The sequence below is a fragment of the Paenibacillus sp. FSL K6-1230 genome (assembly GCF_038002385.1).
In the GTDB taxonomy this organism is placed as follows: domain Bacteria; phylum Bacillota; class Bacilli; order Paenibacillales; family Paenibacillaceae; genus Paenibacillus; species Paenibacillus massiliensis.
The window spans coordinates 4,713,832-4,738,986 of sequence record NZ_JBBOCK010000001.1; the positions used below are offsets into that span (position 1 = coordinate 4,713,832).

The window sequence follows — 25,155 nt, forward strand, 5'->3', positions numbered from 1 at the left end:
ATTGAATTCTGGGAAATAGTCGCTGCTTGATAGAATCTCTTTTTTCATTGTCTACTTGACGCGACTATGACCAATGAAGCTAGGTAAGGTTATCTTTTAGTACCCACTTACCTCAAAGGTCAGCACACGATCATACAGAATGTAATCCTTACGGCTGCTGAATGGGCCTTTGTTATTATCATGCTTATCAATGGCAAATGAAGCTTTTCCGGATCCTGCTTGTTTAGCTTCGTACCAGGAGATGAATGCATTAACTTCCTTCATACTCAGGTCGAATTCCTTCTGCAATCCGGTTGTCATGGTGACTACCATGATGGCTCTGTTGCCGGATGGTTGCTCTGGTTCTGTTGGTTCCTCGGGTTCTGGATTAGGCTGTTCGCCTCCATTCGGAGTTGCTGAGACTTCATTTGATCGCTTAGATTCCACACCACTCACTGTGGCAGTTACAACAAAGTAATATGTAGTCCCATCGGTCAAACCTGGAACAACGTAGTTTCTATATACGTCCTTTGTAACAGATACAGTTTCTGTATACTTACCTGACTCAGTTCCATAGTACACTGTGTAGCTCTCAGCATTTTCAACCTGATCCCAGTTTAAAGTCACTTGTCCATTATTAGTTGACACATTCAACTCACTTGGGGTATTTAAGTCTACTAGATAGCCAGTATTGTCCACGTCAATAGCATCAATATTTGTATACTTACCATCTGTATTAGTTATAGTTACAGTATGCGTCCCAAGAGGCAAATCCAAAAGCTCAAATGCTATCATCTGGTAAGTAGCGCCACGTGCTAGGTACAAACTGTAGGAATAATCAACCCCATCTACATTAATGTTAATGGATGGGCTTTCATCGTAGTAGGCAGAACCCAAAATTCTCATTTTTGTACCATAAAATTTAAATTTTGCATATGAATTTTTTGTATTTGTTAGTTTACCTGAGCGTAGGTAATAATTAGTGTTTTTATAAGTTGACCATTTACCTACATAAGCTATTTGACTGTCTGTGTCATCAAATCTCTTCCAACCATCTTCAGGAGCAGTTAACTGCTCCCCTACTGATGCTGCATGTGTACTTGTGACTGCAAATCCAAAAAATAAAATTATGGCTATTACCATAGAAAAATTCTTTTTCCCAACGTACTCCATTAAATGTTCCCCCTCGTTATGTATTTATCAATAACAAAGTACAACATCCCATTTCGAGTGTCTAAACATATACTTGCTGATCTATAAATAAATACTATAATTTTGCATATTTATTTTTTTATTGCATTTTATACAAACCTAAAATATATATTCCACTTTCTTACATGACAGCTCTTAATGTCTGTTCAAAACTCATATTGATCCAAAAAAAGTACGAGCCGTTGATCTTTATCGACTCTAGAGTGTATTTCTTCCATAATTCCGCGATACGTCCATTTCTCTTCGATATGAAGACGAATAGCTTCCATTTTTAATGCCATGGAGTACGTTTTAAACTGTTGTCTCATAAAAAATACACCCCCTAGAATTTCATCGGTTAAACCCAGTGGTTTTTTCCAATGTCTATTCTGAGGGGGGCACTTCACGTCAGCCATCAGATGGCCTGTTAACGATTGCTGATTTCGCTTTTCCGTGGATTTGCTCGTGGATCTGCTCATCGTACAATTCCTCCCTCCAATTGGGCATTCTTCCATTGATAACAGATAGCCTATACAGTCACAGGAAAATTATTCACAAGGCAAAGAGCCGATTCCCTTCTGTTGCCCAGGCGCCATCAGAAAAACCGACACTAAAACCTCATTAATAGACTCTTCTTCATAAGTGGCAACCTTTAAACTAAAACAATTTTCATTTTTATATTACAAACCCCTTATATTAATTTTTATTTTTTTGACGGATTGTCAAGCCAAGTGCGACAGTTCCTCTGAAAAGGATTCGTGAGCGGTCCTCCAGTCCAGACATTTACGTGGTCTTTGGTTGATCAAGTGCAGAGCGTTTTCCAGAGCTTCATCCGTGATTTGCGCGAAATCGGTCCCCTTGGGGAAAAACTCTCGCAAGAGGCCGTTGGCATTCTCATTCGAGCCGCGTTGCCAGGAGGAATACGGATCTGCGAAATACACCTGTACGCCATGAGTAGCTTCCAAGCTGGCGTAACAGGCAAACTCCTTGCCACGGTCTGCGGTAGCGGTTTGAAATGCATGGGTAGGATACTGTGAGGCCGCTACACCAAAGGCAATCTCCATGGACAACGCGGTACGGTCTGGCATCCGAATGGCGGTGTACAAGCGGGTTTTGCGTTCGATAAACGTGGCCAAGCAGCCCTTGCTTTTCCCACGGCCTGAGACGACTGTATCGAGCTCCCAATGGCCGAAGGTCTCCCGGGAACGAACCACTTTCGGACGCTGAGAGATGGCCTTACCCACAGCGAACTTGCCGCGTGTCTCTGCAGGTCTCTGCCGTTTACCTTTGTGCCGTAAAACCGTAAGCACGCCTTTTACCAAACGGCCTGTATACAGCCAGCGATAGATCGTTTTAAAACATACCATCGCTTGACCCTCCTGACGCAATCGCTCTACGGTTTGCTCCGGAGACCAGGTCGCCTGAAGCTTTTCTTCGATGCGACTCGCCAGTTCTAGATTCCACTTACCTCCGGAAACTGACGCCTTACGGCGCTGGACATAGCCCTCTTGCGAGTTCTCCGCGCAGTACGGGTGTTCTGCTGCATTTCGGCGGAGTTCACGGCCAATGGTGGCATGATGTCTGCCAAGTTCCTTGGCAATCGCTCTGGTACTTTTCCCCTGCTGGTGGAGGATTTCTAGCTTGCTTCGCTCGATTATGCTAAGATGTGTGTAGCTCATGGTGGATTCTCCTTGTGTGAATGTGGTGTAGGAACCTTCATTCTACACGAATCCGGCCATGGGCTCTTTGGTATATTTATTTCCAGTAGGTGTCGCACTTCATATTACAATCCGTCTTTTTGATTTTTTAATTTCTTATTTCTCTCTTTATTCTGTGACAATTGAAATTATTCTCAATTTTTGGATTAGCATGCCAATCATCCTTCATTATATAGGTCATTTGTCGTGTAAACTAAATGACTTCGTGTCATACCAAGGAAAGTGGTGCTCAGTCGATCGAGTTACATAAAAAAAGCCCGCAGACTACTCCTATCGGAGTCAGCCTGCAGGCTTAACGAAGTCAAAATTTGTTGATTTAATACAATTTATTTAACAGTAATATAGTAGGCAATCTTATCCCCTCCAGGAAGATCAGCCATTACTGTAACTACACCAGGCTTAAGTCCAATCACTAGCCCCTGACTATTTAAGTAGATTTGATCATAGGGTGGAGCACTAGCGATCCAAAAACCAGAGCCTGATAGATTTCTGGATTCGCCTACACTAAGAGTAAGATAGCTGTGATAAGTAGAACTTGGAGTAATTACACGCGAGTCCACTGATGAAGTAATTTGAGGACCTGCACTTGCAGCTGCAGCAGTATCGGCAAATGGGGTTGATCCCAAAGAGAAGCATGCAGCCGCAGACAAAAGTCCAACCAATATTTTTTTCTTCAACTTCTATCACCCTTTCATATTTGGAATACTTTTCTATTATATACCTTATAATTACTAAATTAAATAATATATTCATTTTTTATTTATTTTTATGTATTTTTGGTGAACTTTGTATTAAATTAAACGTGGTTTTTAGTGATTCTTCTTTTGATTTATTTATACATAGCAATAAAAAAGCAGGGATAAGCCCTTGAAATAAAGGATTTATCCCTGCTTCTATTTTACGAAAAACTAAATATAAAACATGTAAATGGGGTCATCTACAAGAAGCTAGTTAAAGCCAGCTAAAGCCGCATGGTTACAGGGTTTTCGAGGATTTACTTCTAGTTACATCTACAAGAAAAAATAACGATCTACAAAGCATTTTGCGGGTAATTTACGGGTAACTTTTTAGGCACTAAATGAACATAATTATCTAAATAGAGCAGTAAGGGAGTTTACCCTTACTGCTCTATTCATATGCTGCAAGAATTTCACCTAGCTCTACCCACTGATACTCTCCAACCTCATCTAGCAGCTTTACCTCTCTCCGGCTGCTGTTTAATGCAGTCACAACACCCGTTATCTCAACATCTTCAAAAGGACCAAACAGCTTCAGCGTAACCGGCTGCCGATGATTATAGGAATCAACCAGCGCCTGCTCGATCAACTGTACTTCCTGGTCATCTAGGATCGGCTTTTCCTTCCGCTGCTCTTCTATGTAGTGTCTTCTGATACGTTCGCTATGTTCTGGCAGCATGAATCGTGAACTGTCGAACAGTCCGTTCCCCTGAAGCTTCTTAGACATGGTACGCCTCCTGTGGTTGATAGTTGATCTTATTGTATGCGAACATATATTCCGGTATCAATGAAAAATAAAAGAAAATCCTTACTTCACCAGCCCCGCTACATAACTATGCGGATTCGAACAATACGTGTTATTCACACGTTGACACGTATAATTAATACGTGTATAATAAGAAGTGTAAGGAGGGTTGAGATGAAGGCATACAATTCGAGAGAAATTATCAAGATGCTCGAAGAGGACGGATGGTACATAATAGGAGTACATGGCAGTCATCATTACTTCAAACATCCGAAGAAGCCCGGCAAAATAACCGTACCACATCCTAGAAAAAGCTTTCCTCCTAAGACGCAGGCAAGTATCCTAAAAACAGCAGGGTTGTAGGGGCTCCAGCCCCTCCCCTCAAGGAGGTTAAATATATAAATGAGTAATAAAGATGTGTATCGCTTTTGGGCACTACTCGATAAGGACAAAGAAGGCGTATCCGTTCGCTTCCCTGATCTGCCTGGATGCTTTACTTCCGGCGATACAGCAGAAGAAGCAAATGCCGCAGCGCGTGAAGCTCTAGAAGGCTTCATCTATGTAATGGAGCAGGACGGGGACACTATTCCTTCACCATCAAGTTTAGACGTTATCCTGTCTCAAGCTGAAGTTGGAGAAGCTGCTTTTGAAGTAATGGTGTATATGCCGACTGTTCGTGATGCAATGGAATCCAAAGCCGTGAAAAAGACGCTCACAGTGCCTAAGTGGCTGAATGATGCAGCTGAAGAACAACACCTCAATTTTAGTCAGGTATTGCATGAGGGACTGAAGCGAAGTTTGGGTATTGATAAGCAACGCTATTGATGGCAATTCAATGACCTAATATTGACTCGCATCAAGATAAAAATAATAAAGTAAAACCAATTTGACCCACCGACCAGTATAGGTTAGTGGGTCAAATTAGTTTTTCAATCTTTATATGCCTATTACTGTAGCTGAAAAAGCAATTGGTCCTCTCACAAAAACCTCCGTATCTGAACTCGCAAATGTCTCCACAACAAGTTGGTAATGCTGCAAACCAGGAACTGCACCTTCTATTGCTATTACAGTTGCGATCTGACTTTCGGGTTTTGGTTGTAAGCTAATTGCTGCACTATATATCGGTATACCAAATCTTAGAATATAGATATTGGCAGGTTGCTTATTTAAAAAATGGCTTGCATAAAATCCAATACTAGCCTTCAACTCAACCCTTGCAGAATAAGAAGCCGGGTTTTGTGGATTAATATACACGTTTGTTGTTGCAATTTCTCTACTACCTCTAACTAAGATGCCAGGAAAAGTATTTGTGCTAATATAGGTAGATCCATAATCAATTATTGAAGCCATCTAAACAACTCCTTTAATAGTTATGGCGTATCTTATGAAATAAAAAAGAGAAGCGAATGGATGTATTGTCTGAGCAAGCAACACATTTCGTTTCTCTTAGGTTATCAGAACTAATCTAACCGCCCTAGCCAGCGGAGCTCTTAATGTCGGTTCTAAACTCATATTGATCCCTAAAAAAATACGAGCCGTTAATCTTGATCGACTCAGGTGTATACTTCTCCACCTGACCACCGTAGTCAACGATCTCCATCATTTGATCGCTAAGGATGTTGACTACGTATACCCGCGATTGGGATAGGGCTGCTGCAAGGAAATCATTATCGGCTTTTAACACTTTAAACATTGAATCCCCCTATATAATTAATCCGACTTGTCTTGATTTTCAGTTTTATCGATACCAAGAGCATCTTTAGCAGTATCAACAACTTTATTAAGAAATAATAAGAAAACATTAGTACTGAATCCACATACGAAAAAGATAAAATTTATACCTTGAAAACCTAAGATTCCATCAGTGTTATAATTAAAAATACAAATAAATACCACGGGAAACAGAATTGCTAGGACCATCCTGTATCCTTCGTTGCCTGTTTTATTATACATACCCACAAGAATATATGTTATAGCACCGATTGCTCCAATTGTCATAAATAATAGGAGATTAATAAATTCAGAGTTTATCAGATCACTGTTAACATTTTTCAGACCAAGCACCGTAATACCATATAAAAAGACTAGCAGTATAAATGTTTTTATTAACCTTCGACCATAGCTTCCATCGGTATCATTTATTCTTCTTTCTAAATGAATGATCTTGTACTGTAGTTTTAAAAGCTCTTGAGGAGAAATGTCTTCCTGCATAAGTTTGCTCTCTATTTTTGAGCATTTTCTCAAGTATTTATTTATGTTCTCTTCCTTTGATTCTAAATTGGTCCTTATCTCAATAACTTTGAGCGTTAGACCGTCGCGTGAAATATGGCTCAAAAAAGATATCACCTGCAATTCTATTTTTTTCTAAATATGATAGTACCCCTCCCTATAACAAGTAGTCAATAAGAACCATTACTTTCTTACCAATTTAGTTGCTTAGAAATAAAAGAAAACCCCACCATCTAGCAGTTGGTGGGGTTACAATCTCTCGGATCACTGGAGGGATTGTAATTCCATACTATTGATCATGCACGGTTTTCCAATTCATCAACTGGAATGAACCATGCTCTCTTACCGTAATTCCTTGCCCACATTATCTTTTGAGACTTGGGGTGCTTCCTCCAAGTTCTCCAGATACCATAACTACCCGTTCTTTCATTCCATACTAATTTATGATTCGGTTTGCTTTCCATTCAAAACCATCTCCTCTATATTTGTTGTTGTTGCCGAGAGATGGTTGCTTGTGCTACAATACCGCTGAATAGTTTTCTGTGTGTCGGTATTGTAGTGACCCGCACAATTATGCTTTTTTTTATTTTGTTGGCTCTCGACAACTTCGAGAGTTATTTTTTTTGCTCTTCATCTGGTCTCCTCCTTGTGATTTGTATATCTATTAATTTGACGCCTTCGTACAGAAATCCCGAAGAAGCTCATAACTTCAAAATAGGAGTTCCGTTGATTCACAACACATTGTTATTTAGTTGTTTCATTGTATCTATACATGGTGTTTTAGTAATGTGATGTTAATCATAATGCAGGGTGGAAAAACTCTAAAAAGACAACTAATTACAGCGAAAAGAGAGAGTATAATATTTTTTTTGGCGCAATTGATTATAAGAGGTTGGTAGCATTTTCAAACACTATGAAATTTTCCGACATATAGATATATCCAAAACACCTGCTAGGCTTACACCTAACAAAGTGTTTTGGACTTCCACAGAATCAGAAAGTTTATTGAATGATTTTCGACCTATGAATCACAGTCAGCAAACTATAAAAATCATAGCTACGACCTGATGTCGTATCGACAATACCTGCCTTTTTGGCAGCTACACATGCATCTTTTGCCCATGCAGGGATCCCAGACATGGAATTTTGCTGCTCCAGCTTGGCAATCGCTGTGGCCTGCTGCTTCACTGTCGCCTGTAACGTATCAAATAACTTCCGTTCTTCTGCTGTCATTGGTATATCCTCCTTGTTGGGCTGTTGCCCGTAGTAGTCTTGTAAATACTTCGTAGGTTCCACTACACCCGCCTCAGTGGCTGTATATCCATAAGACGGCGAAGCAGCCTTACGGATCTCGTAGTGCAGGTGCGGCCCCGTGGACTTGCCTGTGCTGCCCTGGCGTCCAATGACCTGTCCTTGGTCTACCTGCTGCCCAACCTTGACCGCTATACTAGACAAATGCGCGTACACATGCAGGTAACCCTTGTCATCCTGCACAGCAACCACGTTCCCCATATTCCCGAATCCTGAACCCGTGGCCCCCATCTTGGCATGCAGGACCTCACCTGAAGTGAATGCTTTAATCGGGCCGTAGCTGTCCTTAGGCTCAAGCACCAGATCCACGCCACGATGGAAACGTGGGACATGGTCAACCGGGTGCATCCTCGGGCCAAATGGTGATGTTAGCCGATACTCTTTAAATGGATTGCTCATTGTTTTTCATCGCCCTTCTTAGCAAATTGATATGCGCCGGTCGCACTGAGGCCGATAACAGATACCTGTATTAAATAGGTCTGTATCCAATCCGGGACCAAAACAAAAACGGCTGCAATCAGCACAGCCGCTACGTTAGTCCACTGTTTTTTTAGACCGAATCCCTTTGCGACTCCCACATAGGCCGCTACCAGAGCCGCCAGCGTCAAGATATCATTCTCCACGGTCTAGACACCCCCTAACTTAATCGCCGCCCATACAGCAGTTGCCACGGCCCCCGCCACCGCTGTAATTACCGATCCATAAAACGTCCGTCTGAACCACTTCTGATCATCAGCCTGGCTGCTTAAAGTCTTCAACGCAGCATTGGCGTTACGCAGGGCCTCATCTGCTGTGTCCTTGGCTGGTTCTAACTGCTCAATCTTCTGATTAGCCTGCTGAGCGAGTCGCAAGGCTTCCCGCGCTGTATCCCTTACATTATCTAGCGATGCCGCCAAGGCCGATAAAGGTTTTAAAGTCTCTTCAATCCGGGCCAGCTGCACGCGGATCTCCGTTACAAAGCTGTAATCCGTTTCAGGCACTTCTCTCACCCCTTCTGGTGTAGTTGTCATTCTGCTTCCCCCTTCAATATAAGAAGCCCCCAACGAGAGGGCACAAAAATACCGCTAACCTATTAGGCTGCGCTTACGAATTACATACAGTTGAATGTACCCACTATCCTCGCTGACATACCGATTTGCCCCATTGAGGAATTAGCCCAATAAAATCTTGATTGTATGGATAGCGCGCCTGCTGTATTGAATGCGACAGGTAGATTTACAGTCCGTCCCCCTGTGTCCTCGACCACTCGAACAGTCCTGGCTATTGCGTCATAAATAAAACTTAGGTTCGATCTGTATTTAAATCCTGGAGTCAGCGTGCCGTTGAGCGCGTAGGTGCATACATCAACATAATTGCCGGCAGCATCCACGAGCAGGAGTTGAGACGCAATATTCGCGTTTTGGTTGCTCGTGGAATTTGGACTCACCCCTGACCGGCAGCTAGCCGTGTCCGGTGCTGTGAAGATGATCTTCGATAGTCCCGCTGGAAGAGTTACTAAAGTGCGCCGCATCTCTTGGGAACCATCGTAAAAGTTGACATCGTACGACTGATCCGCATAAATTTCACGCGGAACTAATGCCATTGTCGCAGCATAGAGCTGATCTGAGGTCATGCTTGAGCTAGCTGTACCGCCTTTTCCAGTGATCGCGCTAGCCCATTTGGTCTTTTGATCACTGGAGAGTTGCTTTAAACTGCGTAACGATGTCCAACTTCCGTCAGCATTCTGGAATTTCACGTCGTCGCCTTCAAACCTTAGAACCGCTTGGTCCGTCGAGTCGGTCCGGCGTTGCAAGTCAGTAGCAGATGATGTCCAGTTATTGCCGTTCGTTACACGGGTCTGTCGGACAAAAAGCCCTGTCGCATTACCTGTGTTAGTCCCAAAATAAGCCGTGTCTGACTGACTACCTGCTGTCGTACCAAGAGTTCCCGCATCTACGGACAAAGAACCTGTCATTCTACCGCCAAAGGATGTCATAACTTGTCTCCAAGGGGCCCATGTAGATTCAGTGCGACTACGTTCCCAAATCTCTCCGGTAACCACGGCTGTATACCTTTGGGTGACATATGACCCAGCAACCGCAACCTGTAAAACACCGTACAATTGAGCACCTGTGATACCTCCGGGTGCATTAAGAGAACCTCCGTTGGCATAAGTGTATGATCCGTTTACAGTTGCAGCGCTATTAAAATCGTTAGGAGCCGCACCACGAGGAACAAAACCACTATTCGCCAAGTCATAAGCAAATTTAACGGAATTCGCGGTTGCAGCCATCGTCTGAGACGTGCTATTTACGCCGTTATAAAGCTGTACTATACCAGCTGCAACAGTAGACGCGCCGGGAATTGCCCCGATCTCATTATCGGCATAATCTTTGGCCTGCTGCAACGCGTCCGATAGGGCAGCTGCCGTAGGCACAAGTGTCTGCGAAGTGCTTTCCGTATCGTTCGTAAGCTGCACGATCCCTTTCTGGGTTAACGATCCATCTTCAATGTGGATGTTATCAATTGCGGTATAGGCATCTTCAATGCCCTGCTCGATACGGTTTAGATCAGTTTCGGTGACCGTATCATCGTATTGCCAGTCTGTTTTGCCGTTGTAGGGCATGTTATACCTCCTTTATGGACAATGTGTGCAGCAGCAGGGTATCCGAAGCGATAGGGACGTGGACATTGTTATCTGTAAGCATCTCGTCCGTGCTGGTCTTCAACTTGATATTAGTAACCAACGATACGCTTGATACCGGGATAATGTATTGCATGGCAACAGTGGATCCGTCCACACGCTTGATTGCAAAATCAGGCAGCTCCACGGCATCATTAAGCACAACTTTAGCAATCTTGCCATTCACGACTTCTGCAAGATCAGCTAATAATGTTGATGAAATCATTTAACGATCACCTCCGGCCCCTGATCTGCGAATGGAATTGTACCAATACCCCATGATCCTAATTTGGTGCGTCGAGTCAATGCTCGGTAGGACATCCTCTCATTTATCCCAATGGCGTCTTCAATGGATGTCTGCTGCTGGTAAACCATATTGGCGGGCTTGACCACTGACACAGTGCGTTCGACCTCGTTAAAAATAGGTGCGTTGTCAATATTCGCAGTAATCGTAAGCACCCGATTCGCATAATCCACTGAGACAATGGTCAAGCCTTCGCCCACTAGGTTATCCAGTTGCTGCTGCAGGTACCGAACAGTAAAAGGCGGTTTAGTGCTCATACGGTTGATCAGACGTATCTTCCGAAAATCTAGTGATTCAGTCGTGGGATCTGCTTGTATTCCAAGTTTTTGCTCACGGCGTTTAGTGGCCTGTACATCTGACGTCAGGATGAATTGGTTATTCCGTATTTGGTCTACCATGTCTGTGAGCTTCTGCATCTGCGGCAGCTCCGCTTCCGTTATAACCTGAAACTCTTCAATCTCCTGAAGCTCAGGTGGCAATGCCCTGATTAACTCATTCATTGAGTACCACCGTCCCCATGACCGGAATCTGGTCACTCGTAAGCGTCAAATTACCCGCCATGCCATTGATCTGAGTATTTGCTATATCTGCAATGCCTTTGATGTCTAGTATCCTAGCGTCGATCTGTGCTGTTCTCACAACGATTGTAGTGGAGTCTGCCCATGTCTCTCGAAGCGACAGCAAATAGTCTGATAGGGTAGCCTCCACGTCAGATTGCACGGAACCGATAGAGGATCCGCCTTCCAGTGTAATAGTCGACGATATGTTTATCGTGACTTCCGATACTCCCACAATGGTGACCGTGTGATCAATCGGAGCAAGCCCCATTCCTTCACCGCTATTTACTATCGGATCAATGATGGTCTGTACATCATCCACAAGCGCCGCTGAGGGCGCATTGAAGTCAGATGCGATGATTGTACACTTGACAGTGCCGCCTCCTTGCCATACCGGGTAGACTTTCGTTGCACCGACTCCCGGTATCTTGTTGATCTTCTGTTCATAGTCCGCTACGTTTCCACCGAAAGCCGGTTCGTTCATCTCCGCATAGTATCGGGTGCGCAGCACTTCATCAGCTTCAGCTTCCTCGCCAGGTACAAGCACATCAGACAGCTCAGCACGAACCAAACCAGATACATAGGTGACCGGGATGAGCTGCCCAAACTCCTGATTGCCGATGATCCCAGGCGTTTCACACTCCAAGCGATATACCCCCGTAGATATCTGCTGCACTGCAACATAGGTAGCCTCGTTGCTAGAATTGCTCAATGCGTACCTGGTCTGTAGCGGAATATCAATAAGCGCGTCACCTGAACCGTAAAACGTGCCCTTGCGAACTGCCTTAGTTGCTTGCTGACGATTAACGCCATACTCACCTGTGCGGCGTGATAGAAAGCTGCCCGTGGCTGTATCTGCATAATAAAGATTCACGTCAATGCTGAGCTCATAAAACACTTCAGCCAGCTTCTTCGCGGCTGGAGCCAAAGCGTTATAGATAATACTCCCCTCGCGCTTATCGTATTTATCATCAACAGTGGCAAGCATCTCGGTCATGATGTTATCAAAGGTGCGATCCTCGTACATTCATTTTCACCTCCTGCTCGAAATTACCGAATTCCGTAACCACGGTAAAAGTGGCCAGCACCTCGTCACCGCTGAACGATATCTGAAAGTCTCGCACATCAGATATGCGGTCGTCCTGAAGTAACGCTTCTGTCACGCATCTGCGCAGCTCGGACCTGACAACAGCCTGGGAAGCTCCTACAAATGGGATCCGCTCCATACCGTAATCCGTGCTGTAAACGAAGTACTGAAAGCGATCCGTAGACAATATCAAAATGACGGCCTGCTTCACTGCCTCCAGACCGTCAACGTAAGTGCCTATTCGTTTATTTGCAAAATCGACATGATAGGTGTAGCTTGGCTGCTGCTGCTCCGTAATCTGTTCCTCATTAAGAAGTGCACCTACAGGAATCATTCGGTCTCGACCTCCCCCAGCACAAGGTACTGATTACCTCCTTGGAAGCGTAGCAATACGACATAATCTCCTACTTTGTAGCTCGATCCCTTGAGAAGCACCAAGGCTTCCTTGGGCAAAGGTAACTTCTGATCGACCATAATGGCCAGTGGATCCGAAGCGGTTACCGTACCGTAATACACGCCTGCCGGGCTCCCTGCATCATTCGTAGTCTTGCTTAACATCTTAAGTGTGTCGGAAAGAGACATTTAGGTCACCACCAGTTTCAACTTCATTGTGTGTAGCGCCCCCTCGAATGAGTGGGAACACTCATCTACAGAAAAATACTGACTCAAGCCGAGCTCCTCAATTACAACCGGGACATAAGAACCGGCTCGAATACCAGGAGCGCCTATAGCATCAAGGGACAGGCTGCGTGTCTCACGGTTTTTGAGCTGGGCCAGCTGACTTAACAATTGGTTAATCTGAGCAGCGTTCTGCTTCTCGTCAGCCACCTGGTACAACTGTAGCTGGCCCCATCGGGCTGTATTGGCACTGTCCTGAGCGATGTAGACATCCCGTTTACCTGTCTTCTTGTTGCTTTGGACAATCTTTATTTTCGTGTAGGTATCGGAATCAATAGACCTTGTGTACTGATAATCTGACATCAGGCTATCGTCACCAATGCCTACATCTACCTTCAGGTCAGATAGATTCTGCACCATGAGCTTCCCGAAGTCGTCAAAGAAAATGAAATTCCGTCCGGAATGGATTAGCGTCAGGTCAAGAGCCATCCAGATCGTATCGAGCAGCTTTTTATTGTCTTGTATCAACGAAGGGATGACGTATCCTGTGTCCTGGAGTGTTCCAGTCTTCAGCCCGTAATCGGCAGCAATCCGCTTCACGACCTCGTTGGCCTTGGCACCTGCAAATACATAAGTGTCATTGCCCATTAGGTAGCGGATCTGATCGTAACATTTCACTGACACACTCTCGTCCCTGGACTCCGATATTTCGAATACGTAGCCGTAGAAGATGTTCCAATCTCCGTCTGTCACCTGGACAACATCCCCATTGTTTATAGCAAAAGACGGGTCTTGGTAGATCCCGCCTTTGATCATCGTAAATTCTAACGATGAGGCAGCTCCAATACGCTTGGTTGTCCAAGTCGCATCTGCAACGATCTGGGACACATCCCATACACGGCCATTTTTGTTATCCAGCAGGAGCTCCATAGGCGCTTCCTCCTTTCTATACTGGAATTTTGAGCACCTTCCCAACAGGCAATGCTTTTAGCTGCACATCCGTAAGGCCGTTGGCTGTCTGGATGGATCTCCACTTTGAGTCGTCCCCCAGTACCTTGCGGGAAACGCCGATCAACGTATCTCCGGTCTTGATGGTGTATGTCTTCGGCTTATTCCTGTTGTCGGGCCGCGCCTTTTTCTTAGCGACTGCGGTAGTGCTACCTGTAGGTGTTGCGGTGGTCTGCTGCACGACGACTTTCTGCGCCGAGTAAAATTTGTACTCCTTCAGCTTCAGTGAGAAAAATATGTCACCCACCGTGCCATTTTGTTCGGACCAATCGAATTGCTCGATACTGGCTGGCGTGTTAATCTCAAAAGTCGATCCAACAAAAATAAAGCGGATAGGGCGTTTGGTCCCCATCCACTTCTCTAATAAATCTCTGTAAAACGATGGTTCAAACACAGTGCCACTCGTAAACGGCATCGGACTCGCAGGGAAGAAGCTTTCGAAGCTATATTCCTTCAGTGCTGGGTCCTTGATTACATTAATTTCACCCAGCTTGGAAACGTCGAAAGTCTCACCTTTCCCTCCGGCGTTAATCTCGATTTTCCCCGGAACGATAGGAAGTTGAAACCCTTCCTCCTGGTTATTGTAGCTTAGGTATATCGCATACTCAGCCAACACCATACACCCCCGATGCATTAGAAGCCAGTTCTGTTTGCAGGTAGTCGTCAATGCGGCCAATGATCGTATCCATGTCGTAACCGCTGTTGTAGTTATTGGCACCAGTAAACTGAATGGATGGCTGAAGAGTTACGAAGTTTTGAATATTCTTCATTTCAGCCAGCTCTCTCAGCGTCTTCAGATCCTCGCTGGAGACATCCACAGTATCTTTGATCTTTCCGACCTCGCCGACCTTGTCAATACTGTTCAGCTTACTGTTGCCTGTACCAAATGCAGCCCCTGACCCGCCAGATGCCTCTTTAGCCGCTGCCTTTGCTGCAGTGTTAGCGGCAGATCCTTCGCTGTCTGCACCTACACCATCGCCCCAATTGTACCCAGTATCCCATGACTTTCCGTAGTCAAATCTGCCCAGGTCCCCAATGATGCTGTCGATATCCAAGTCATTGAACTTTTCTTCGTACTTGCCGTTACCGTACTTATTCACGGCCATAGTCGTCATGGAGGATAGATCACCTCGCCAGCCAGCCACAGTAGCCGCCATATTGCTGCCGAAAATCGTATCCATTGCTTGTGCGATACGCTCCAGCACGCCCAGGACATTATCAGCCAAATCGCCAAACAATTTGATTACAGCCCCTATTGGATCGTCGAACACATTCCCCAGGAAGTTGGCGATAGCCTGAAACCAGCCATACCAGTATTCGATGACGCCGAATACGATCTGCAATAGACCAATGAACAAATTGGCTATGAAAGCTCCAGCAACGGCCAGTGCTCCAACGATCATACCCGTCGCGGATAGTGATGTGCCTGACCACTTGTTGATGGCTCCGATCACAAGATAAAACAGCGCGATCAGGGCCACGATAGCAAGTATGATCCATGTTATAGGACTAGCCATTAAGGCAGCATTGAGCCCCCACTGTGCAGCTGTTGCTGCAATTGTGGCTCCAGTGGCTAACATTGTTGCAGCACCTCTTACTGCTTCTCTAGTGGCACTAATAGATGATAGTGTATTAACAACCACCATTTCTGCTTTCCACGCTGCTAGAGCACCAACAATCCCCCATACAATAGGTCCGATGATTGGCCAATTCTCTATGATAACTCCTCCAAGAGTCATAGCCGCTCCAGTGAGCTGGGATATGATATCCAGTCCTGTTGCAAGAGAATTGAAGAATGACTGGAATTTACCTGTCTCAAATGCTTCATTTAATCTAGCGATTAGCGGCGCTATCGCCTCAGCCGCAGCTCCTCCAGTTCCAGCTAGGGCTAAAACAAAATTCCGTTTCAACTGTTCAGCCTGAAACACGAGATTTTTTTGTAACGCTTCAGCTGCTCGGGCTGTAGCTCCTTCAAATCCCTCAAGTCCCGCCTGGCCTGCTTGCATCGCAAGTATTACTTTGTCCTCCAAGTCTTCCCACTGGGTCCCGAAGAGCTGTACGCCAATCGTGTTGCGATCCAAATCGCTGCCCAAGTTTCCAAGGGCAAGGAGAGTTGCCTGGAATGCTTGGTTTGCCTTATCGCCACCTGCAGCGATATTAGCAGCCATTTGATTAGCATCTAAACCTAATGCCTTGAACGCTCCTGAGCTGCCCTCAGATAGGTCTTGCATACGGATGAAACTTTCTTTTACCGCATCCCCTACCTTGTCCAAATTCCACGAGCTCTGACCCCCAGCTAACAGCGTAGCAACCATTTGTTCAGCAGTCATGCCAAGTCCTGCAAAATGTACTGCATACTCATTTACCGTATCCAACATGTCGTTTGCGTAGTTCCCTCCGCGCTGGAATCCCGTCGTAATGAGATCAAGTGCCTGCGTTTCGCCCAGGTCCTTAAAATTGCCCATGAGTGTACGCGTGACTTTTGACAGCTCACCTATTTCCGTCTGTCCCCTGGATACTTGTTGTACAGCATAAGCAGATTGTGTAAATGCTGTGGTTGCACTTTGAGATAAGCCGTTAAGGTTCTGCCTGACCGTTGCTACGTCACTGCTGATGCCAGCAAGGGATTCACCCCAACCAGCGGCGTATATGCTGTTGACTCCCTGAAGCATCGCTGTAGCCTGTGCGGGATCCGCTTCAGTCTGAGCCTGTAGGCTACCTTGCATCTGCTCCTGCCGTGCAGCTCCTCCCACAGTACCGTTGATTAGCGCAGCTCCACCAATTGCACCCAAAGCAAGGCCCATCAGTTTTCCGGCTCCTCCAAAAATGAAACCTCCAGAATCATCACCACCTGTGCCAGGACCAGGACCCCCTCCATTCTGTAACGCTTGTGTTAAGCGGTTTACCTCAACACGCAAACGGTCCATTGAAGTGTCAAGGCTCCCCATCGCCCCTGAGAGTTGACCATTTACCCTTAGTTGGACAGTTGCCTCGATCCCACTAAGATGAGAAGATATCTGGTTACGTATACGAGATGCGGCGCTTATTGCTTGCGAATCATCTACATGTACTTTTACATCAATGTTTCTCCCTGGCCGCTCTACTAATCGGCGAAAGCGCTCCATGCTTGTGATTGCGGTCTGTACTTGATTGTTGGTTCGCCTCAGTGGAGCACTGAATCTGTCCATCATCCTTAAATGGGTTGCAATAGTAGGCATAAGACTACCTCCTTCCCAACAAAAATAGAAGCCATCACAAGGATGACTTCTACATTATAAAAATACTATAATTCAACAATTCTGGTCGAAGGTTTCCTGTCTTTCAGGATTACCTCATTAATCATGTTGGATAATTTATTCATGTCTCCTGGAATGCTATCTCCTGTTGTCTTGTATAAAATCTCAATAGTAGAGGTTTCATCCTTGGAGTTAACGTATGAAAAAGTCAGGCTGCTGATTATTATGTCTTTTATTTTTTTATTTTTGGGCTGTGATCCAACGAGAAGCCCAACGGGACCTAAAACAACCCCTCCGATGATACTACTTGCTGCACTTGTCCGAAGCTCTCTTTCAGTTTCTCTTTCAGACCTGAATTCAACTACTTTGATTTGATCAATTTTCAGGATGAATTCATGTTCTGCATTAAGAATTATTACTCTATCATCTTGTAGCACCAAACCTAAAAGACCCTGCTTCTCTACAGGCAAACCAGTCTGTTGAAAGTATCCATGAACCGAAAAAATCGAATTGTAGCCATTCACCATTTTCGAAAACTCTTTTCGAATATTATTCCCAGAGAACAAACCCAACTGCCGCACCTCCCGACCCGATTTTCCTACATTCTACCACAGGAAATATCTATCAGGGTTATTTTTCCCTCCCTTTAGGCTTGGGCTTGTTCTGTTCCCGTTTTTCCTTCTCCACTTTTTCATTGATAGCGGCAATCACAAAAGCTTTCTCCCGGATCGGCAACGCTAAGAATTCACTCGGCCATTTTTTTAGTTGGTGGAGGACATAGTACGCATAACCTGCGTCCGAGTCCTCCTTTATTAGTTTTTTGCCTCTTCAACTAGATCTTCCATTTCAATATCAAATCCGCTGAGGGCATTAATCTTGGCAGACAAGGTGGCTACCTCACCAGCAAGCAAGACTTTCTGCACGTATTCTTCAGCGCTATTACAGCCGAGCTTTTTCAAGCTCTCCGCATCCCGAAAATTAGGATTCACGGTATTCCGAATAACCATCTGCAAGTTGAACTTCTGTGCATCGAATTCCACCTTGCGGCCCTTTTTGATCGTCATGCATGCTTTGCGTAAATCGTTAAAATCCGCATCTGTCATGGCCTTAATTGTAAATGGAAGTGGCTTCTTATCCTTCCCTACGAAACGATGCGAAACAACTACCTCATCAGTGATACCACCGTCCACTGGGTTAGCATTCAGAAATTCCTGCAAACTCATGATTTTATCCTCCTAGAGTAAGGGCCGATTAGGCTCCTGTAATAGTATTAAATTCATCTGGCATATCAACATCGCCGAACGTAAAGGGTAGTTCTTCATCAAGCATATCGTCAGTCGTGGCGTCAAACTTCGCAATCAGCAAGGAATCTAAGTTGCACTCCTTGACAATTACGGTCTGCTTACCTGTTGCTGACCCTGGTTGCTCATTCACGATCATCAGATCGAACCAAAAATCCTGGCCTGTCTTAATGTACCGAATCATCAATTTGCGGAAAACCGAAGATACATAATACACGGTTAATGTTCCGCTACCCGACCATCCTGCCCCCCGTTGAGGGGTGTTAGTCTTGCCAAGGATCGGGACGTCTACTTTGTTTTTCTCAACTGTAGCTTCTCCAGTTTTTGCATAGAAAAGCTCATGTACCTCACCTTCGATTGTTGCGTGGGCTGTTGCCATCTTTCCGCTGATCGCGTCTTCAACACTCATGAACATTTAAGATTCCCCCTTCCTTATCTGACGGTGATTTTAAAGTAGAATTTTTCACCGCTGTCTGTTGGCTGTACGGCTTGCTCTACTAAAACAGCGTCTGAGTCAGCTCCTTGGCTAACAGTAATGTCTGTCTGCGGATCAAAGTTTTGAACAGCCTCGATATTTTGCAAATTATTCATGTAATTGACACACTCGTTTTTGTAGATATTTCTACCATTCGCGTTATTGGTAACTTTCCCAATGTAATATTTAGCGAATATACTCTGGTAGTCGTTTCCGATTGCATCCAGAACACGAATAACACGATTTTTCCTCAAGATTTTGCCTCGTTTCGGCGTAAAGCTGGTCAATGTATTGATGTCATATAGCACAATAACAGTCCCGTCTGGCCGAGTCGTAAATACAAACTCACCCGCATCTACAGCAGCTTCAAGCTGCGACCGGGTATATCGAACTGTGACGTCCGCAGCATCCTGATATGCCTTATATGTCAGTGACTCATTGACATTTGCCCCAGCTGTAGCTCCTGCTACCCATGCCACAGTCTGTGCTGCTGTCAGTGTTGTGCCGTCTGCAAGGACGACCCCGTTTTTAACACTGATCACGCCTTCTGTGTCAGCGTTCGGGTACTCGGACAGCACGACCTGAATGTACTTGCCTTCAGCATCCCTCAGGCGATCAGCAAAGGCTACGTACACCGATTTCAGCGTAAGGTCAGTGTGAGTAAACCCAATCGTATTGAAGTTTTGGACCTCAATTGCTGTCAGGTAATCAGTGTGGTCACCATTGGCTATCGTCCCATCAATACCACCTGCAAGCGGGGCCCCTGCAGTTTCCGTCAGAGTTCCAGTGCCGCTGAAGGTTACCCAATTGCTAGCGGCCAGCTCACCGATTGCAGCAACGGTCTGTCGGTCTACCTCAGACCCAGCCAGTAGCGTAACAACATCAAACTTCGTGTCATCATCCACATTGGCTTCAATCACGATAGTGATGTCGTTCCCTCTCTCGCCACCATAAAGGGCTGTGACGATCAGATCACCGATGGTTACCGTCGCCTTGCTTCCAGTGTTTAATCGGTACAGCAGCACCCGCCGAGCGTTCTTGAGGGCTTCTTTAATCAAGATCAGCTTAGGGTCGGTGATATCGTATCCAAGCACGTCAGATACATCAGCCCCGGCATCAATGGCAATCAGTTGCTTGGATGGTCCCCAGCTCAGAGCAAGCGGTAAACTCACAATCCCCCGATCCCCAAGCGCACCAAGCGGAGCCGGTGCCGTCTCGATGTTGATATACACGCCTGGCAGCTTTTTATTCTGTGTAACCCATGTTCCTCCAGCCATTATCTAACCTCCTTCGCTCGGAACGCCTGCAGCAGCTTACGTGCTTCAGCGACCGTATATTTCGAATCATCATTCAGGATGGCTGCTAATACGTCTTTATCCACCCGCTCAAAGCGTTTAGATGCTAGCAGCTGTGTTTTGCTATATGCCGTCTCCTTCTTGGCGCTAACGGCCTTATCTGCCTTAACCTCACTCATTTCAGACTTCCCTCCTGTTCAAGATGCTGCATTTTCGGATCAATCGTTACCTGCTCCATTACAAGCAGGCTATATGTCACCATGAAGTGCAGCACTTCATCAATAATCTGAAAATTAATATTCTTCCCTGGGTACTTCCTGCCGTTGATGTCGATCCACGCCAGCGCACTCGTCAACTGCTCGCCCATGTCGTACATATCCTCATTGCTCCGCTCAGGAGCAAAATATCGGATCACAAACGGATGATCTCGACGATGCCGCCGCCCCAACTCCCTTGTATGTGCAGGCTCCAGCAGACGTACAAAAAAGCGAGGTGGATCAAGGTCCTGCTTGATCTCCTCGCCCGATATAGGGATGTCGGGGAATACGGCATCCAGAGCAGCATGCACAGCGTACCTCGCTGCATTAAATGTGATTTCCACCGCATCACCTCCCCAGGTGTTTCGTAATAAATCGTTCCAGGCGACGCTCTACGATGACTGGCAACTCGCGCTCCAGATCCTCCGTGGATAGAGTCAGCATGAATTGACCTTCAACCCACCCAACCGTTAGCCGCTTGCCGATTGTGGGAACGAACCTGCCTATAGTCTGCCTGTGGCCATACTCCACATAGGCTGCGTATAGCACCGAATTAAACACCTCAATTTCGGCGCCTGCAGACGTCATATTGATCTGGCTAATGGTCCAGCCTCGCCGTAATTCACCATCTCGGACAGGTGTCCGCAGTACGGCCTTTGCTAGTAACCGATTAGCCAATTCCTCTGTGCACTCTCTCAGAAACTGTGGCCAAGCACGTTCCATAGCTTTGAGGTCAGCACCAAATTGCTTGAATTCGGAAAAGTCAAAGCTACCCAGGCCAGCCATTAAGCCCACTCCTTGCGCGTCAGGTTAATTTCCTGATGCGTTGGATACGGAGGGAATGGCTCACCAGCTACGAAGCGTACAGGCTCATCGGGACGCGCCTTCCGCGTCACTAAGAACATGTCACCCTGCTGTATGGATACGTCAGGACTCAGGAACAGCTTGCCGTCATACTGGATATCATTCTGGGCCAACGTCTGCCCGTCTTTGCCCAGTCCAGTCTGAGACAACCGACAAGGCAATGCCTCATACTTCATGACCGCCGTCTGCTTGGTTTCCTTGCTGATAGGATCCTTTGCACTCTGGTAATGGTATACTGTGCAGGAATCCTCATATGTGAGCTCCAGTGCAGCGCGATATCGGGAATAGTTAATCATCCCTGCCACCCCATTCTCCGATAACGGCGTAACTCAGGAGCATAGGCAGTCACTATTGCGTCAACTGCTACGCTCCCCGTGCTGCCCAGCTTCACTGATGTGTCGCCTATCTTGGTTTCGATAGCTCCTTCACCCAGCAAAGCGGCCACCTCTGGCAAAGCAAAATCACGAACCTTCAGCAGATCAATGACCATGTTCACCCAGGTATATTTGAGCCCTGCCGGAATCGTCCGCTGTCGTGTGTAATTGGTGATGCGCTGCTTAATCTCATCCATGTACATCTCTATGGTGCTATCCAATCCCGTATTGTCTGGAAGGAGCTGCAGCCTGCGTCGAATCAACTCAAATACCTCTTCATCAAGCTTCATAACGGCCTCCTTACTTGGCCGCAATGGCCTCCTTGATTTTCTCCAGGATATCGTCCTTTTTAGACGCGTCGCCCAGATCAATGTTCAGCCTTACAGCATACGTCTTCAACTCAGGCACCGTCATTTCGTCAATGTCCTTATCTGGATCTGCTGCGGGCTCGTCTTCTTCATCCAGCACAATAACGTGCGCTTTAATGCGCTCATACTGGTTTGATGGCAATGAAAAAGACGCTCCCTTTTCGTAGAGCGTCCCGTTGTGACGTATCTGAATTCCCTTTACCTCAACCTTCACAGTCAATCACCCCTTTACAATACTTGAGCCTGGAAGACGTTGTCTGCCTCTGGGAAGCTTGGTAACGCAGTTGCTACGGCCTTGGTGTATGTGCTCACTGGGTCGGTGCCTTCCTCATAAACCATCGCCAATACATTACCGATCGTCTCCGTCCGGATGGAAGGATCACGAGTCAGGCGAACTTCTTCAGCCGTTGGACCGTAGATCGTATTACCCAGCATCTCAGGACCAAACAGCGCAATCTTATTTTCAGGGAAGTATCGTTTAGTGGTGTACGTGCCGTTCGCTTCCTGCTTCTTGTACTTGCCATCGTAGACTGCGATCTGCGGCAGTTCAAGCTGTTGTAGGTAACTGTTCAGTTCTGCACGACTGGCCATACGGCTGCTGCCGTTGACCCCATACAAGGCTCCCACTACCTTTGGATGCTTCACCACAGCACTAAGTACCTTAGTAGAGGTGAGCGCACGCGTCGGCTTCTCGTCCAGAGCTGCCGCCATCTCTGCAAGAATTTCAATAGGATCAGATGCCGGATCAGACCAGAGGTCCGTGCCACTCAGAACCAGCTTGTGGGCAGAAGGAACGCCGTAATCAATCGTCGCAGACAGGTTATTCTCATCCAGCGTCACAGTACCGTTTGCCAGCACCTCCATACGCATTGCTTCAACACGTGCTCTCACTCCAGCAATCAGCACATCAATATCGTTGTATACCTGACTCATCAGATATTCCTGTTCAGCCGCATTACGTGGGCTCTCCAGAGCGATAATTTCTTTCTCACCCATACGCAGCTTACGCTTGATCAGCGCCAGCTCCAAAGCCATCTTGCCAGCTTCTCGGCTACCAATTTCCGATTCAGTATCAAAGGCGTGAATGCTGGCAATTACCGGGATGCGATTAGCACCGACAATAGCGTCAAACTCCAAGGATTGGCGTTTGATCTCCGGGAACAGTGTCTCTCCCAGGAGTGCAGGGTACTGTCTGTTTTTCAGGTAGTTCAGAATCTCCTTCAGTGTAAACAATTCCAATACGTTCATAGTTGAATATCCTCCCTCTTAGTCGATTACACGACCTTTTTAAATTTGATGCCCTTCATGGCTGTCTTGGCATCCGCAGCTGGCGTTGCTGGCAAGCGTTGCTCCAATACCCATGCATCCACAAGCACAGAGCCCGGCTGTGGTCCTGTCGTAACATCCACATCGTTCATCAGCAGGCCAATAGCCGTAGCGTCATTAGCTGGGTATACGGTACCTGCTTTCACGATTTTCCGGCCCTTGGTATCCGGCGTTACGTCCGTGTCGTCAACCTGGTACGTAAACGCCGTATAATCAGCGCTGGCCAAGAAATTAACCTGCGTTACTATTTCTCTTTTCACATATGGCATATAGATACTCCTTCCTTAGCCCCAAGGATTTAGCGCGGCTGCGGGGGCTTTTCCGCTCTCATTTGCCGCTTGTGCAAAACCAGCACCAGTACTTGCTTCTCCACCGTTGCCGCCTGGGTCTCCACCTTCTGGCGGTTTGGCTCCCTTGAATCTTGGCTTATTACCGTCTTCTGGAACAAACAAAAAGCCTCTGCTTTCGCGCAGGGCTTTTACCTGGTCATCCAACCCACCTTTTACGGTTCCGGTGTCGTCCAGTTCGATCTTCGTTTTATCCAGCAGCCCTGCAACGATATCCAAGTCGTGAGCCTGGCCAGTCAATGCCAGTTTAATGGCTGTAGTCAGTTGCAGGTCCTTGACCTTAGCGTCGTACTCATCTTTTGCTGTTTTGTTCTCGCCTTGCAGCTTTGTAATTTGATCCTTCAGCGCCTGATTGTCGCCTGCAGATTTCTTCAGCTCCTCAAGCTGACTGGATACTTTATCACGATCCTGCTCAGCCTGCTTCTTCGCCTCTGACGCATCGTTGTACTGTGACTTCGGAACAAAGTGTTTCGGAAGCTCCTTGCCTGCTTCACCAACAATAGCGTCGATCTTCGCATCATCCAACCCTTGTTTCTTCAACAATTCACGTAACCAATCCATTTATCATCAGCCTCCATAGATTTTTATAGCTGCTCTCCAGCTACGGGAGCCAGCCGCTATACTCCGGCTGTGAGTACGCCTAGTTTTATGCCGTTCGACAGGGCAGAACTCCTAATTGCCTTTGGGTTTAACCACTTCATCCAGTGCGCGGACGATCTGCTCGGATATCCGAGTCACATCAATATTATCAGGAAGCGAAAAGCTAACATAAAAGGATGTGCTATTAGCAGGTTTGTCCTCTATCGTTTCTTCCACAACACGCTCAACCAGATTTCCATCCTCATAACGCTCTGTCGTAGTTACTGTTTTAATCAATTGGTTTGACCCTCCTCCACCAGTTCATACTCGGCCTCTAATACCTCGCGGGTACATATCTTCAGCGTGCCGTCACTCTCTTTGACGATGCATTCACCAAGCTTTGCTACCAAGACACTGTAAGCACCCCGGATGACCCGTAATTGTATGCCCTCGCTGGTGTACTCTACACTGATCGGCAGACCAGCAAAGTCAATGATTGCCTTGTGATTATCAGGCGTATTCGTAAATTCGATTACGTCAACGTATACCTTTTTCACATATCGTTGTGACATGATGCCTCCTTTTGG

Annotated in this window: 37 protein-coding genes; 2 read left to right on the forward strand and 35 right to left on the reverse strand. The window is 46.2% G+C overall.

Going from position 1 to position 25,155, the window contains the following annotated elements; genetic code table 11:
- Nucleotides 1-96: 96 nt before the first annotated feature.
- The 5 genes from MKX74_RS20645 to MKX74_RS20665 form a co-directional block, all read right to left on the reverse strand.
- Complete coding sequence (locus MKX74_RS20645; RefSeq protein ID WP_341179674.1) at nt 97-1,152, reverse strand: fibronectin type III domain-containing protein; 1,056 nt, start codon at nt 1,150-1,152, stop codon at nt 97-99.
- Nucleotides 1,153-1,337: 185 nt separating this feature from the next.
- Nucleotides 1,338-1,649, reverse strand: a complete 312-nt coding sequence (locus tag MKX74_RS20650; RefSeq protein ID WP_341179675.1) for a hypothetical protein — start codon at nt 1,647-1,649, stop codon at nt 1,338-1,340.
- A gap of 243 nt (nt 1,650-1,892) precedes the next feature.
- Nucleotides 1,893-2,849 carry an IS30 family transposase gene (locus MKX74_RS20655; protein WP_028591466.1) on the reverse strand — a complete coding sequence of 319 codons (957 nt, stop codon included), beginning with the start codon at nt 2,847-2,849 and terminating at the stop codon, nt 1,893-1,895.
- 365 nt (nt 2,850-3,214) lie between these two features.
- The gene (locus MKX74_RS20660; RefSeq protein ID WP_133569361.1) at nt 3,215-3,565 is read right to left on the reverse strand and encodes a hypothetical protein; all 351 of its coding nucleotides are present in this window, start codon (nt 3,563-3,565) and stop codon (nt 3,215-3,217) included.
- A 451-nt stretch (nt 3,566-4,016) separates the two neighbouring features.
- Nucleotides 4,017-4,352, reverse strand: a complete 336-nt coding sequence (locus MKX74_RS20665) for a YolD-like family protein (protein ID WP_341179676.1) — start codon at nt 4,350-4,352, stop codon at nt 4,017-4,019.
- A gap of 192 nt (nt 4,353-4,544) precedes the next feature.
- Between MKX74_RS20665 and MKX74_RS20670 the strand changes: the two genes are divergently transcribed.
- Both MKX74_RS20670 and MKX74_RS20675 read left to right on the forward strand, forming a co-directional pair.
- A complete protein-coding gene (locus MKX74_RS20670) occupies nt 4,545-4,733 on the forward strand; it encodes a type II toxin-antitoxin system HicA family toxin (protein ID WP_341179677.1) in 189 nt (62 codons plus the stop codon).
- Between the two features lie 39 nt (nt 4,734-4,772).
- Nucleotides 4,773-5,195 (forward strand): type II toxin-antitoxin system HicB family antitoxin, encoded by a 423-nt coding sequence (locus MKX74_RS20675; protein WP_341179678.1) that lies wholly within the window; start codon nt 4,773-4,775, stop codon nt 5,193-5,195.
- Nucleotides 5,196-5,306: 111 nt separating this feature from the next.
- Here the strand turns inward: MKX74_RS20675 and MKX74_RS20680 are convergent, their stop codons facing one another.
- The 30 genes from MKX74_RS20680 to MKX74_RS20825 form a co-directional block, all read right to left on the reverse strand.
- Nucleotides 5,307-5,720, reverse strand: a complete 414-nt coding sequence (locus tag MKX74_RS20680; protein ID WP_341179679.1) for a hypothetical protein — start codon at nt 5,718-5,720, stop codon at nt 5,307-5,309.
- Between the two features lie 124 nt (nt 5,721-5,844).
- Nucleotides 5,845-6,063, reverse strand: a complete 219-nt coding sequence (locus MKX74_RS20685; protein ID WP_341179680.1) for a hypothetical protein — start codon at nt 6,061-6,063, stop codon at nt 5,845-5,847.
- Nucleotides 6,064-6,080: 17 nt separating this feature from the next.
- Nucleotides 6,081-6,704 carry a hypothetical protein gene (locus MKX74_RS20690; RefSeq protein ID WP_341179681.1) on the reverse strand — a complete coding sequence of 208 codons (624 nt, stop codon included), beginning with the start codon at nt 6,702-6,704 and terminating at the stop codon, nt 6,081-6,083.
- Nucleotides 6,705-7,601: 897 nt separating this feature from the next.
- Nucleotides 7,602-8,309, reverse strand: a complete 708-nt coding sequence (locus MKX74_RS20695; protein ID WP_341179682.1) for a M23 family metallopeptidase — start codon at nt 8,307-8,309, stop codon at nt 7,602-7,604.
- On the reverse strand, nt 8,306-8,533 hold the full coding sequence (locus MKX74_RS20700; RefSeq protein WP_341179683.1) for a hypothetical protein: 228 nt from the start codon (nt 8,531-8,533) through the stop codon (nt 8,306-8,308). Before MKX74_RS20700 ends, MKX74_RS20695 begins: the two co-directional genes overlap by 4 nt.
- A 3-nt stretch (nt 8,534-8,536) precedes the next feature.
- Nucleotides 8,537-8,920, reverse strand: a complete 384-nt coding sequence (locus MKX74_RS20705; protein WP_341179684.1) for a hypothetical protein — start codon at nt 8,918-8,920, stop codon at nt 8,537-8,539.
- 80 nt (nt 8,921-9,000) lie between these two features.
- Nucleotides 9,001-10,515 (reverse strand): pyocin knob domain-containing protein, encoded by a 1,515-nt coding sequence (locus tag MKX74_RS20710; RefSeq protein ID WP_341179685.1) that lies wholly within the window; start codon nt 10,513-10,515, stop codon nt 9,001-9,003.
- Nucleotide 10,516: 1 nt separating this feature from the next.
- Nucleotides 10,517-10,798, reverse strand: a complete 282-nt coding sequence (locus tag MKX74_RS20715; RefSeq protein WP_133569347.1) for a ketopantoate hydroxymethyltransferase — start codon at nt 10,796-10,798, stop codon at nt 10,517-10,519.
- Nucleotides 10,795-11,376: a putative phage tail protein gene (locus MKX74_RS20720; RefSeq protein WP_341179686.1), complete on the reverse strand. Its 582-nt coding sequence runs from the start codon at nt 11,374-11,376 to the stop codon at nt 10,795-10,797. Before MKX74_RS20720 ends, MKX74_RS20715 begins: the two co-directional genes overlap by 4 nt.
- Nucleotides 11,369-12,460, reverse strand: a complete 1,092-nt coding sequence (locus MKX74_RS20725; protein WP_341179687.1) for a baseplate J/gp47 family protein — start codon at nt 12,458-12,460, stop codon at nt 11,369-11,371. Before MKX74_RS20725 ends, MKX74_RS20720 begins: the two co-directional genes overlap by 8 nt.
- Entirely contained in the window at nt 12,438-12,854 is a 417-nt protein-coding gene (locus MKX74_RS20730) for a DUF2634 domain-containing protein (protein ID WP_341179688.1), read from the reverse strand. Before MKX74_RS20730 ends, MKX74_RS20725 begins: the two co-directional genes overlap by 23 nt.
- Nucleotides 12,851-13,102, reverse strand: coding sequence for a DUF2577 family protein (locus tag MKX74_RS20735; protein ID WP_341179689.1), 252 nt, complete (start codon nt 13,100-13,102; stop codon nt 12,851-12,853). The genes MKX74_RS20730 and MKX74_RS20735 overlap by 4 nt, the downstream gene beginning before the upstream one ends.
- The gene (locus tag MKX74_RS20740) at nt 13,103-14,068 is read right to left on the reverse strand and encodes an XkdQ/YqbQ family protein (RefSeq protein ID WP_341179690.1); all 966 of its coding nucleotides are present in this window, start codon (nt 14,066-14,068) and stop codon (nt 13,103-13,105) included.
- 16 nt (nt 14,069-14,084) lie between these two features.
- Nucleotides 14,085-14,759, reverse strand: a complete 675-nt coding sequence (locus tag MKX74_RS20745) for a LysM peptidoglycan-binding domain-containing protein (RefSeq protein WP_341179691.1) — start codon at nt 14,757-14,759, stop codon at nt 14,085-14,087.
- Complete coding sequence (locus tag MKX74_RS20750) at nt 14,752-17,364, reverse strand: phage tail tape measure protein (protein WP_341179692.1); 2,613 nt, start codon at nt 17,362-17,364, stop codon at nt 14,752-14,754. Before MKX74_RS20750 ends, MKX74_RS20745 begins: the two co-directional genes overlap by 8 nt.
- Nucleotides 17,365-17,429: 65 nt before the next feature.
- The gene (locus tag MKX74_RS20755; protein ID WP_341179693.1) at nt 17,430-17,954 is read right to left on the reverse strand and encodes a hypothetical protein; all 525 of its coding nucleotides are present in this window, start codon (nt 17,952-17,954) and stop codon (nt 17,430-17,432) included.
- Nucleotides 17,955-18,194: 240 nt separating this feature from the next.
- The gene (locus MKX74_RS20760) at nt 18,195-18,605 is read right to left on the reverse strand and encodes a phage tail assembly chaperone (protein WP_341179694.1); all 411 of its coding nucleotides are present in this window, start codon (nt 18,603-18,605) and stop codon (nt 18,195-18,197) included.
- Between the two features lie 28 nt (nt 18,606-18,633).
- Complete coding sequence (locus MKX74_RS20765) at nt 18,634-19,098, reverse strand: phage tail tube protein (RefSeq protein ID WP_341179695.1); 465 nt, start codon at nt 19,096-19,098, stop codon at nt 18,634-18,636.
- A gap of 17 nt (nt 19,099-19,115) precedes the next feature.
- Nucleotides 19,116-20,435: a phage tail sheath family protein gene (locus MKX74_RS20770; protein WP_341179696.1), complete on the reverse strand. Its 1,320-nt coding sequence runs from the start codon at nt 20,433-20,435 to the stop codon at nt 19,116-19,118.
- Complete coding sequence (locus MKX74_RS20775) at nt 20,435-20,632, reverse strand: hypothetical protein (RefSeq protein ID WP_341179697.1); 198 nt, start codon at nt 20,630-20,632, stop codon at nt 20,435-20,437. The genes MKX74_RS20770 and MKX74_RS20775 overlap by 1 nt, the downstream gene beginning before the upstream one ends.
- Nucleotides 20,629-21,054 carry a phage tail terminator family protein gene (locus tag MKX74_RS20780; RefSeq protein WP_341179698.1) on the reverse strand — a complete coding sequence of 142 codons (426 nt, stop codon included), beginning with the start codon at nt 21,052-21,054 and terminating at the stop codon, nt 20,629-20,631. The genes MKX74_RS20775 and MKX74_RS20780 overlap by 4 nt, the downstream gene beginning before the upstream one ends.
- Before the next feature lie 4 nt (nt 21,055-21,058).
- The gene (locus MKX74_RS20785; protein ID WP_341179699.1) at nt 21,059-21,496 is read right to left on the reverse strand and encodes an HK97 gp10 family phage protein; all 438 of its coding nucleotides are present in this window, start codon (nt 21,494-21,496) and stop codon (nt 21,059-21,061) included.
- Nucleotides 21,496-21,870 (reverse strand): ABC transporter ATP-binding protein, encoded by a 375-nt coding sequence (locus tag MKX74_RS20790; RefSeq protein WP_133569332.1) that lies wholly within the window; start codon nt 21,868-21,870, stop codon nt 21,496-21,498. Before MKX74_RS20790 ends, MKX74_RS20785 begins: the two co-directional genes overlap by 1 nt.
- The gene (locus MKX74_RS20795) at nt 21,867-22,238 is read right to left on the reverse strand and encodes a hypothetical protein (protein WP_133569331.1); all 372 of its coding nucleotides are present in this window, start codon (nt 22,236-22,238) and stop codon (nt 21,867-21,869) included. The genes MKX74_RS20790 and MKX74_RS20795 overlap by 4 nt, the downstream gene beginning before the upstream one ends.
- A 10-nt stretch (nt 22,239-22,248) precedes the next feature.
- On the reverse strand, nt 22,249-22,530 hold the full coding sequence (locus MKX74_RS20800) for a hypothetical protein (RefSeq protein ID WP_133569330.1): 282 nt from the start codon (nt 22,528-22,530) through the stop codon (nt 22,249-22,251).
- 14 nt (nt 22,531-22,544) lie between these two features.
- Nucleotides 22,545-23,564 carry a major capsid protein gene (locus MKX74_RS20805; protein WP_341179700.1) on the reverse strand — a complete coding sequence of 340 codons (1,020 nt, stop codon included), beginning with the start codon at nt 23,562-23,564 and terminating at the stop codon, nt 22,545-22,547.
- Between the two features lie 26 nt (nt 23,565-23,590).
- Complete coding sequence (locus tag MKX74_RS20810) at nt 23,591-23,911, reverse strand: hypothetical protein (RefSeq protein WP_341179701.1); 321 nt, start codon at nt 23,909-23,911, stop codon at nt 23,591-23,593.
- A 15-nt stretch (nt 23,912-23,926) separates the two neighbouring features.
- The gene (locus MKX74_RS20815; RefSeq protein ID WP_341179702.1) at nt 23,927-24,550 is read right to left on the reverse strand and encodes a phage scaffolding protein; all 624 of its coding nucleotides are present in this window, start codon (nt 24,548-24,550) and stop codon (nt 23,927-23,929) included.
- 111 nt (nt 24,551-24,661) lie between these two features.
- Nucleotides 24,662-24,865, reverse strand: coding sequence for a hypothetical protein (locus MKX74_RS20820; RefSeq protein WP_341179703.1), 204 nt, complete (start codon nt 24,863-24,865; stop codon nt 24,662-24,664).
- Complete coding sequence (locus MKX74_RS20825) at nt 24,862-25,140, reverse strand: hypothetical protein (protein WP_341179704.1); 279 nt, start codon at nt 25,138-25,140, stop codon at nt 24,862-24,864. Before MKX74_RS20825 ends, MKX74_RS20820 begins: the two co-directional genes overlap by 4 nt.
- Nucleotides 25,141-25,155: the final 15 nt, after the last annotated feature.

Bases quoted from the DNA above. Each gene is read 5' to 3' on its own strand.
- MKX74_RS20645 (WP_341179674.1), bottom strand. From the start codon at position 1,152: ATGGAGTACGTTGGGAAAAAGAATTTTTCTATGGTAATAGCCATAATT.
- MKX74_RS20650 (WP_341179675.1), bottom strand. From the start codon at position 1,649: ATGAGCAGATCCACGAGCAAATCCACGGAAAAGCGAAATCAGCAATCG.
- MKX74_RS20655 (WP_028591466.1), bottom strand. From the start codon at position 2,849: ATGAGCTACACACATCTTAGCATAATCGAGCGAAGCAAGCTAGAAATC.
- MKX74_RS20665 (WP_341179676.1), bottom strand. From the start codon at position 4,352: ATGTCTAAGAAGCTTCAGGGGAACGGACTGTTCGACAGTTCACGATTC.
- MKX74_RS20670 (WP_341179677.1), top strand. From the start codon at position 4,545: ATGAAGGCATACAATTCGAGAGAAATTATCAAGATGCTCGAAGAGGAC.
- MKX74_RS20675 (WP_341179678.1), top strand. From the start codon at position 4,773: ATGAGTAATAAAGATGTGTATCGCTTTTGGGCACTACTCGATAAGGAC.
- MKX74_RS20680 (WP_341179679.1), bottom strand. From the start codon at position 5,720: ATGGCTTCAATAATTGATTATGGATCTACCTATATTAGCACAAATACT.
- MKX74_RS20685 (WP_341179680.1), bottom strand. From the start codon at position 6,063: ATGTTTAAAGTGTTAAAAGCCGATAATGATTTCCTTGCAGCAGCCCTA.
- MKX74_RS20695 (WP_341179682.1), bottom strand. From the start codon at position 8,309: ATGAGCAATCCATTTAAAGAGTATCGGCTAACATCACCATTTGGCCCG.
- MKX74_RS20705 (WP_341179684.1), bottom strand. From the start codon at position 8,920: ATGACAACTACACCAGAAGGGGTGAGAGAAGTGCCTGAAACGGATTAC.
- MKX74_RS20710 (WP_341179685.1), bottom strand. From the start codon at position 10,515: ATGCCCTACAACGGCAAAACAGACTGGCAATACGATGATACGGTCACC.
- MKX74_RS20715 (WP_133569347.1), bottom strand. From the start codon at position 10,798: ATGATTTCATCAACATTATTAGCTGATCTTGCAGAAGTCGTGAATGGC.
- MKX74_RS20720 (WP_341179686.1), bottom strand. From the start codon at position 11,376: ATGAATGAGTTAATCAGGGCATTGCCACCTGAGCTTCAGGAGATTGAA.
- MKX74_RS20725 (WP_341179687.1), bottom strand. From the start codon at position 12,460: ATGTACGAGGATCGCACCTTTGATAACATCATGACCGAGATGCTTGCC.
- MKX74_RS20730 (WP_341179688.1), bottom strand. From the start codon at position 12,854: ATGATTCCTGTAGGTGCACTTCTTAATGAGGAACAGATTACGGAGCAG.
- MKX74_RS20735 (WP_341179689.1), bottom strand. From the start codon at position 13,102: ATGTCTCTTTCCGACACACTTAAGATGTTAAGCAAGACTACGAATGAT.
- MKX74_RS20740 (WP_341179690.1), bottom strand. From the start codon at position 14,068: ATGGAGCTCCTGCTGGATAACAAAAATGGCCGTGTATGGGATGTGTCC.
- MKX74_RS20750 (WP_341179692.1), bottom strand. From the start codon at position 17,364: ATGCCTACTATTGCAACCCATTTAAGGATGATGGACAGATTCAGTGCT.
- MKX74_RS20760 (WP_341179694.1), bottom strand. From the start codon at position 18,605: ATGAGTTTGCAGGAATTTCTGAATGCTAACCCAGTGGACGGTGGTATC.
- MKX74_RS20765 (WP_341179695.1), bottom strand. From the start codon at position 19,098: ATGTTCATGAGTGTTGAAGACGCGATCAGCGGAAAGATGGCAACAGCC.
- MKX74_RS20770 (WP_341179696.1), bottom strand. From the start codon at position 20,435: ATGGCTGGAGGAACATGGGTTACACAGAATAAAAAGCTGCCAGGCGTG.
- MKX74_RS20775 (WP_341179697.1), bottom strand. From the start codon at position 20,632: ATGAGTGAGGTTAAGGCAGATAAGGCCGTTAGCGCCAAGAAGGAGACG.
- MKX74_RS20785 (WP_341179699.1), bottom strand. From the start codon at position 21,496: ATGGCTGGCCTGGGTAGCTTTGACTTTTCCGAATTCAAGCAATTTGGT.
- MKX74_RS20790 (WP_133569332.1), bottom strand. From the start codon at position 21,870: ATGATTAACTATTCCCGATATCGCGCTGCACTGGAGCTCACATATGAG.
- MKX74_RS20795 (WP_133569331.1), bottom strand. From the start codon at position 22,238: ATGAAGCTTGATGAAGAGGTATTTGAGTTGATTCGACGCAGGCTGCAG.
- MKX74_RS20805 (WP_341179700.1), bottom strand. From the start codon at position 23,564: ATGAACGTATTGGAATTGTTTACACTGAAGGAGATTCTGAACTACCTG.
- MKX74_RS20810 (WP_341179701.1), bottom strand. From the start codon at position 23,911: ATGCCATATGTGAAAAGAGAAATAGTAACGCAGGTTAATTTCTTGGCC.
- MKX74_RS20815 (WP_341179702.1), bottom strand. From the start codon at position 24,550: ATGGATTGGTTACGTGAATTGTTGAAGAAACAAGGGTTGGATGATGCG.
- MKX74_RS20825 (WP_341179704.1), bottom strand. From the start codon at position 25,140: ATGTCACAACGATATGTGAAAAAGGTATACGTTGACGTAATCGAATTT.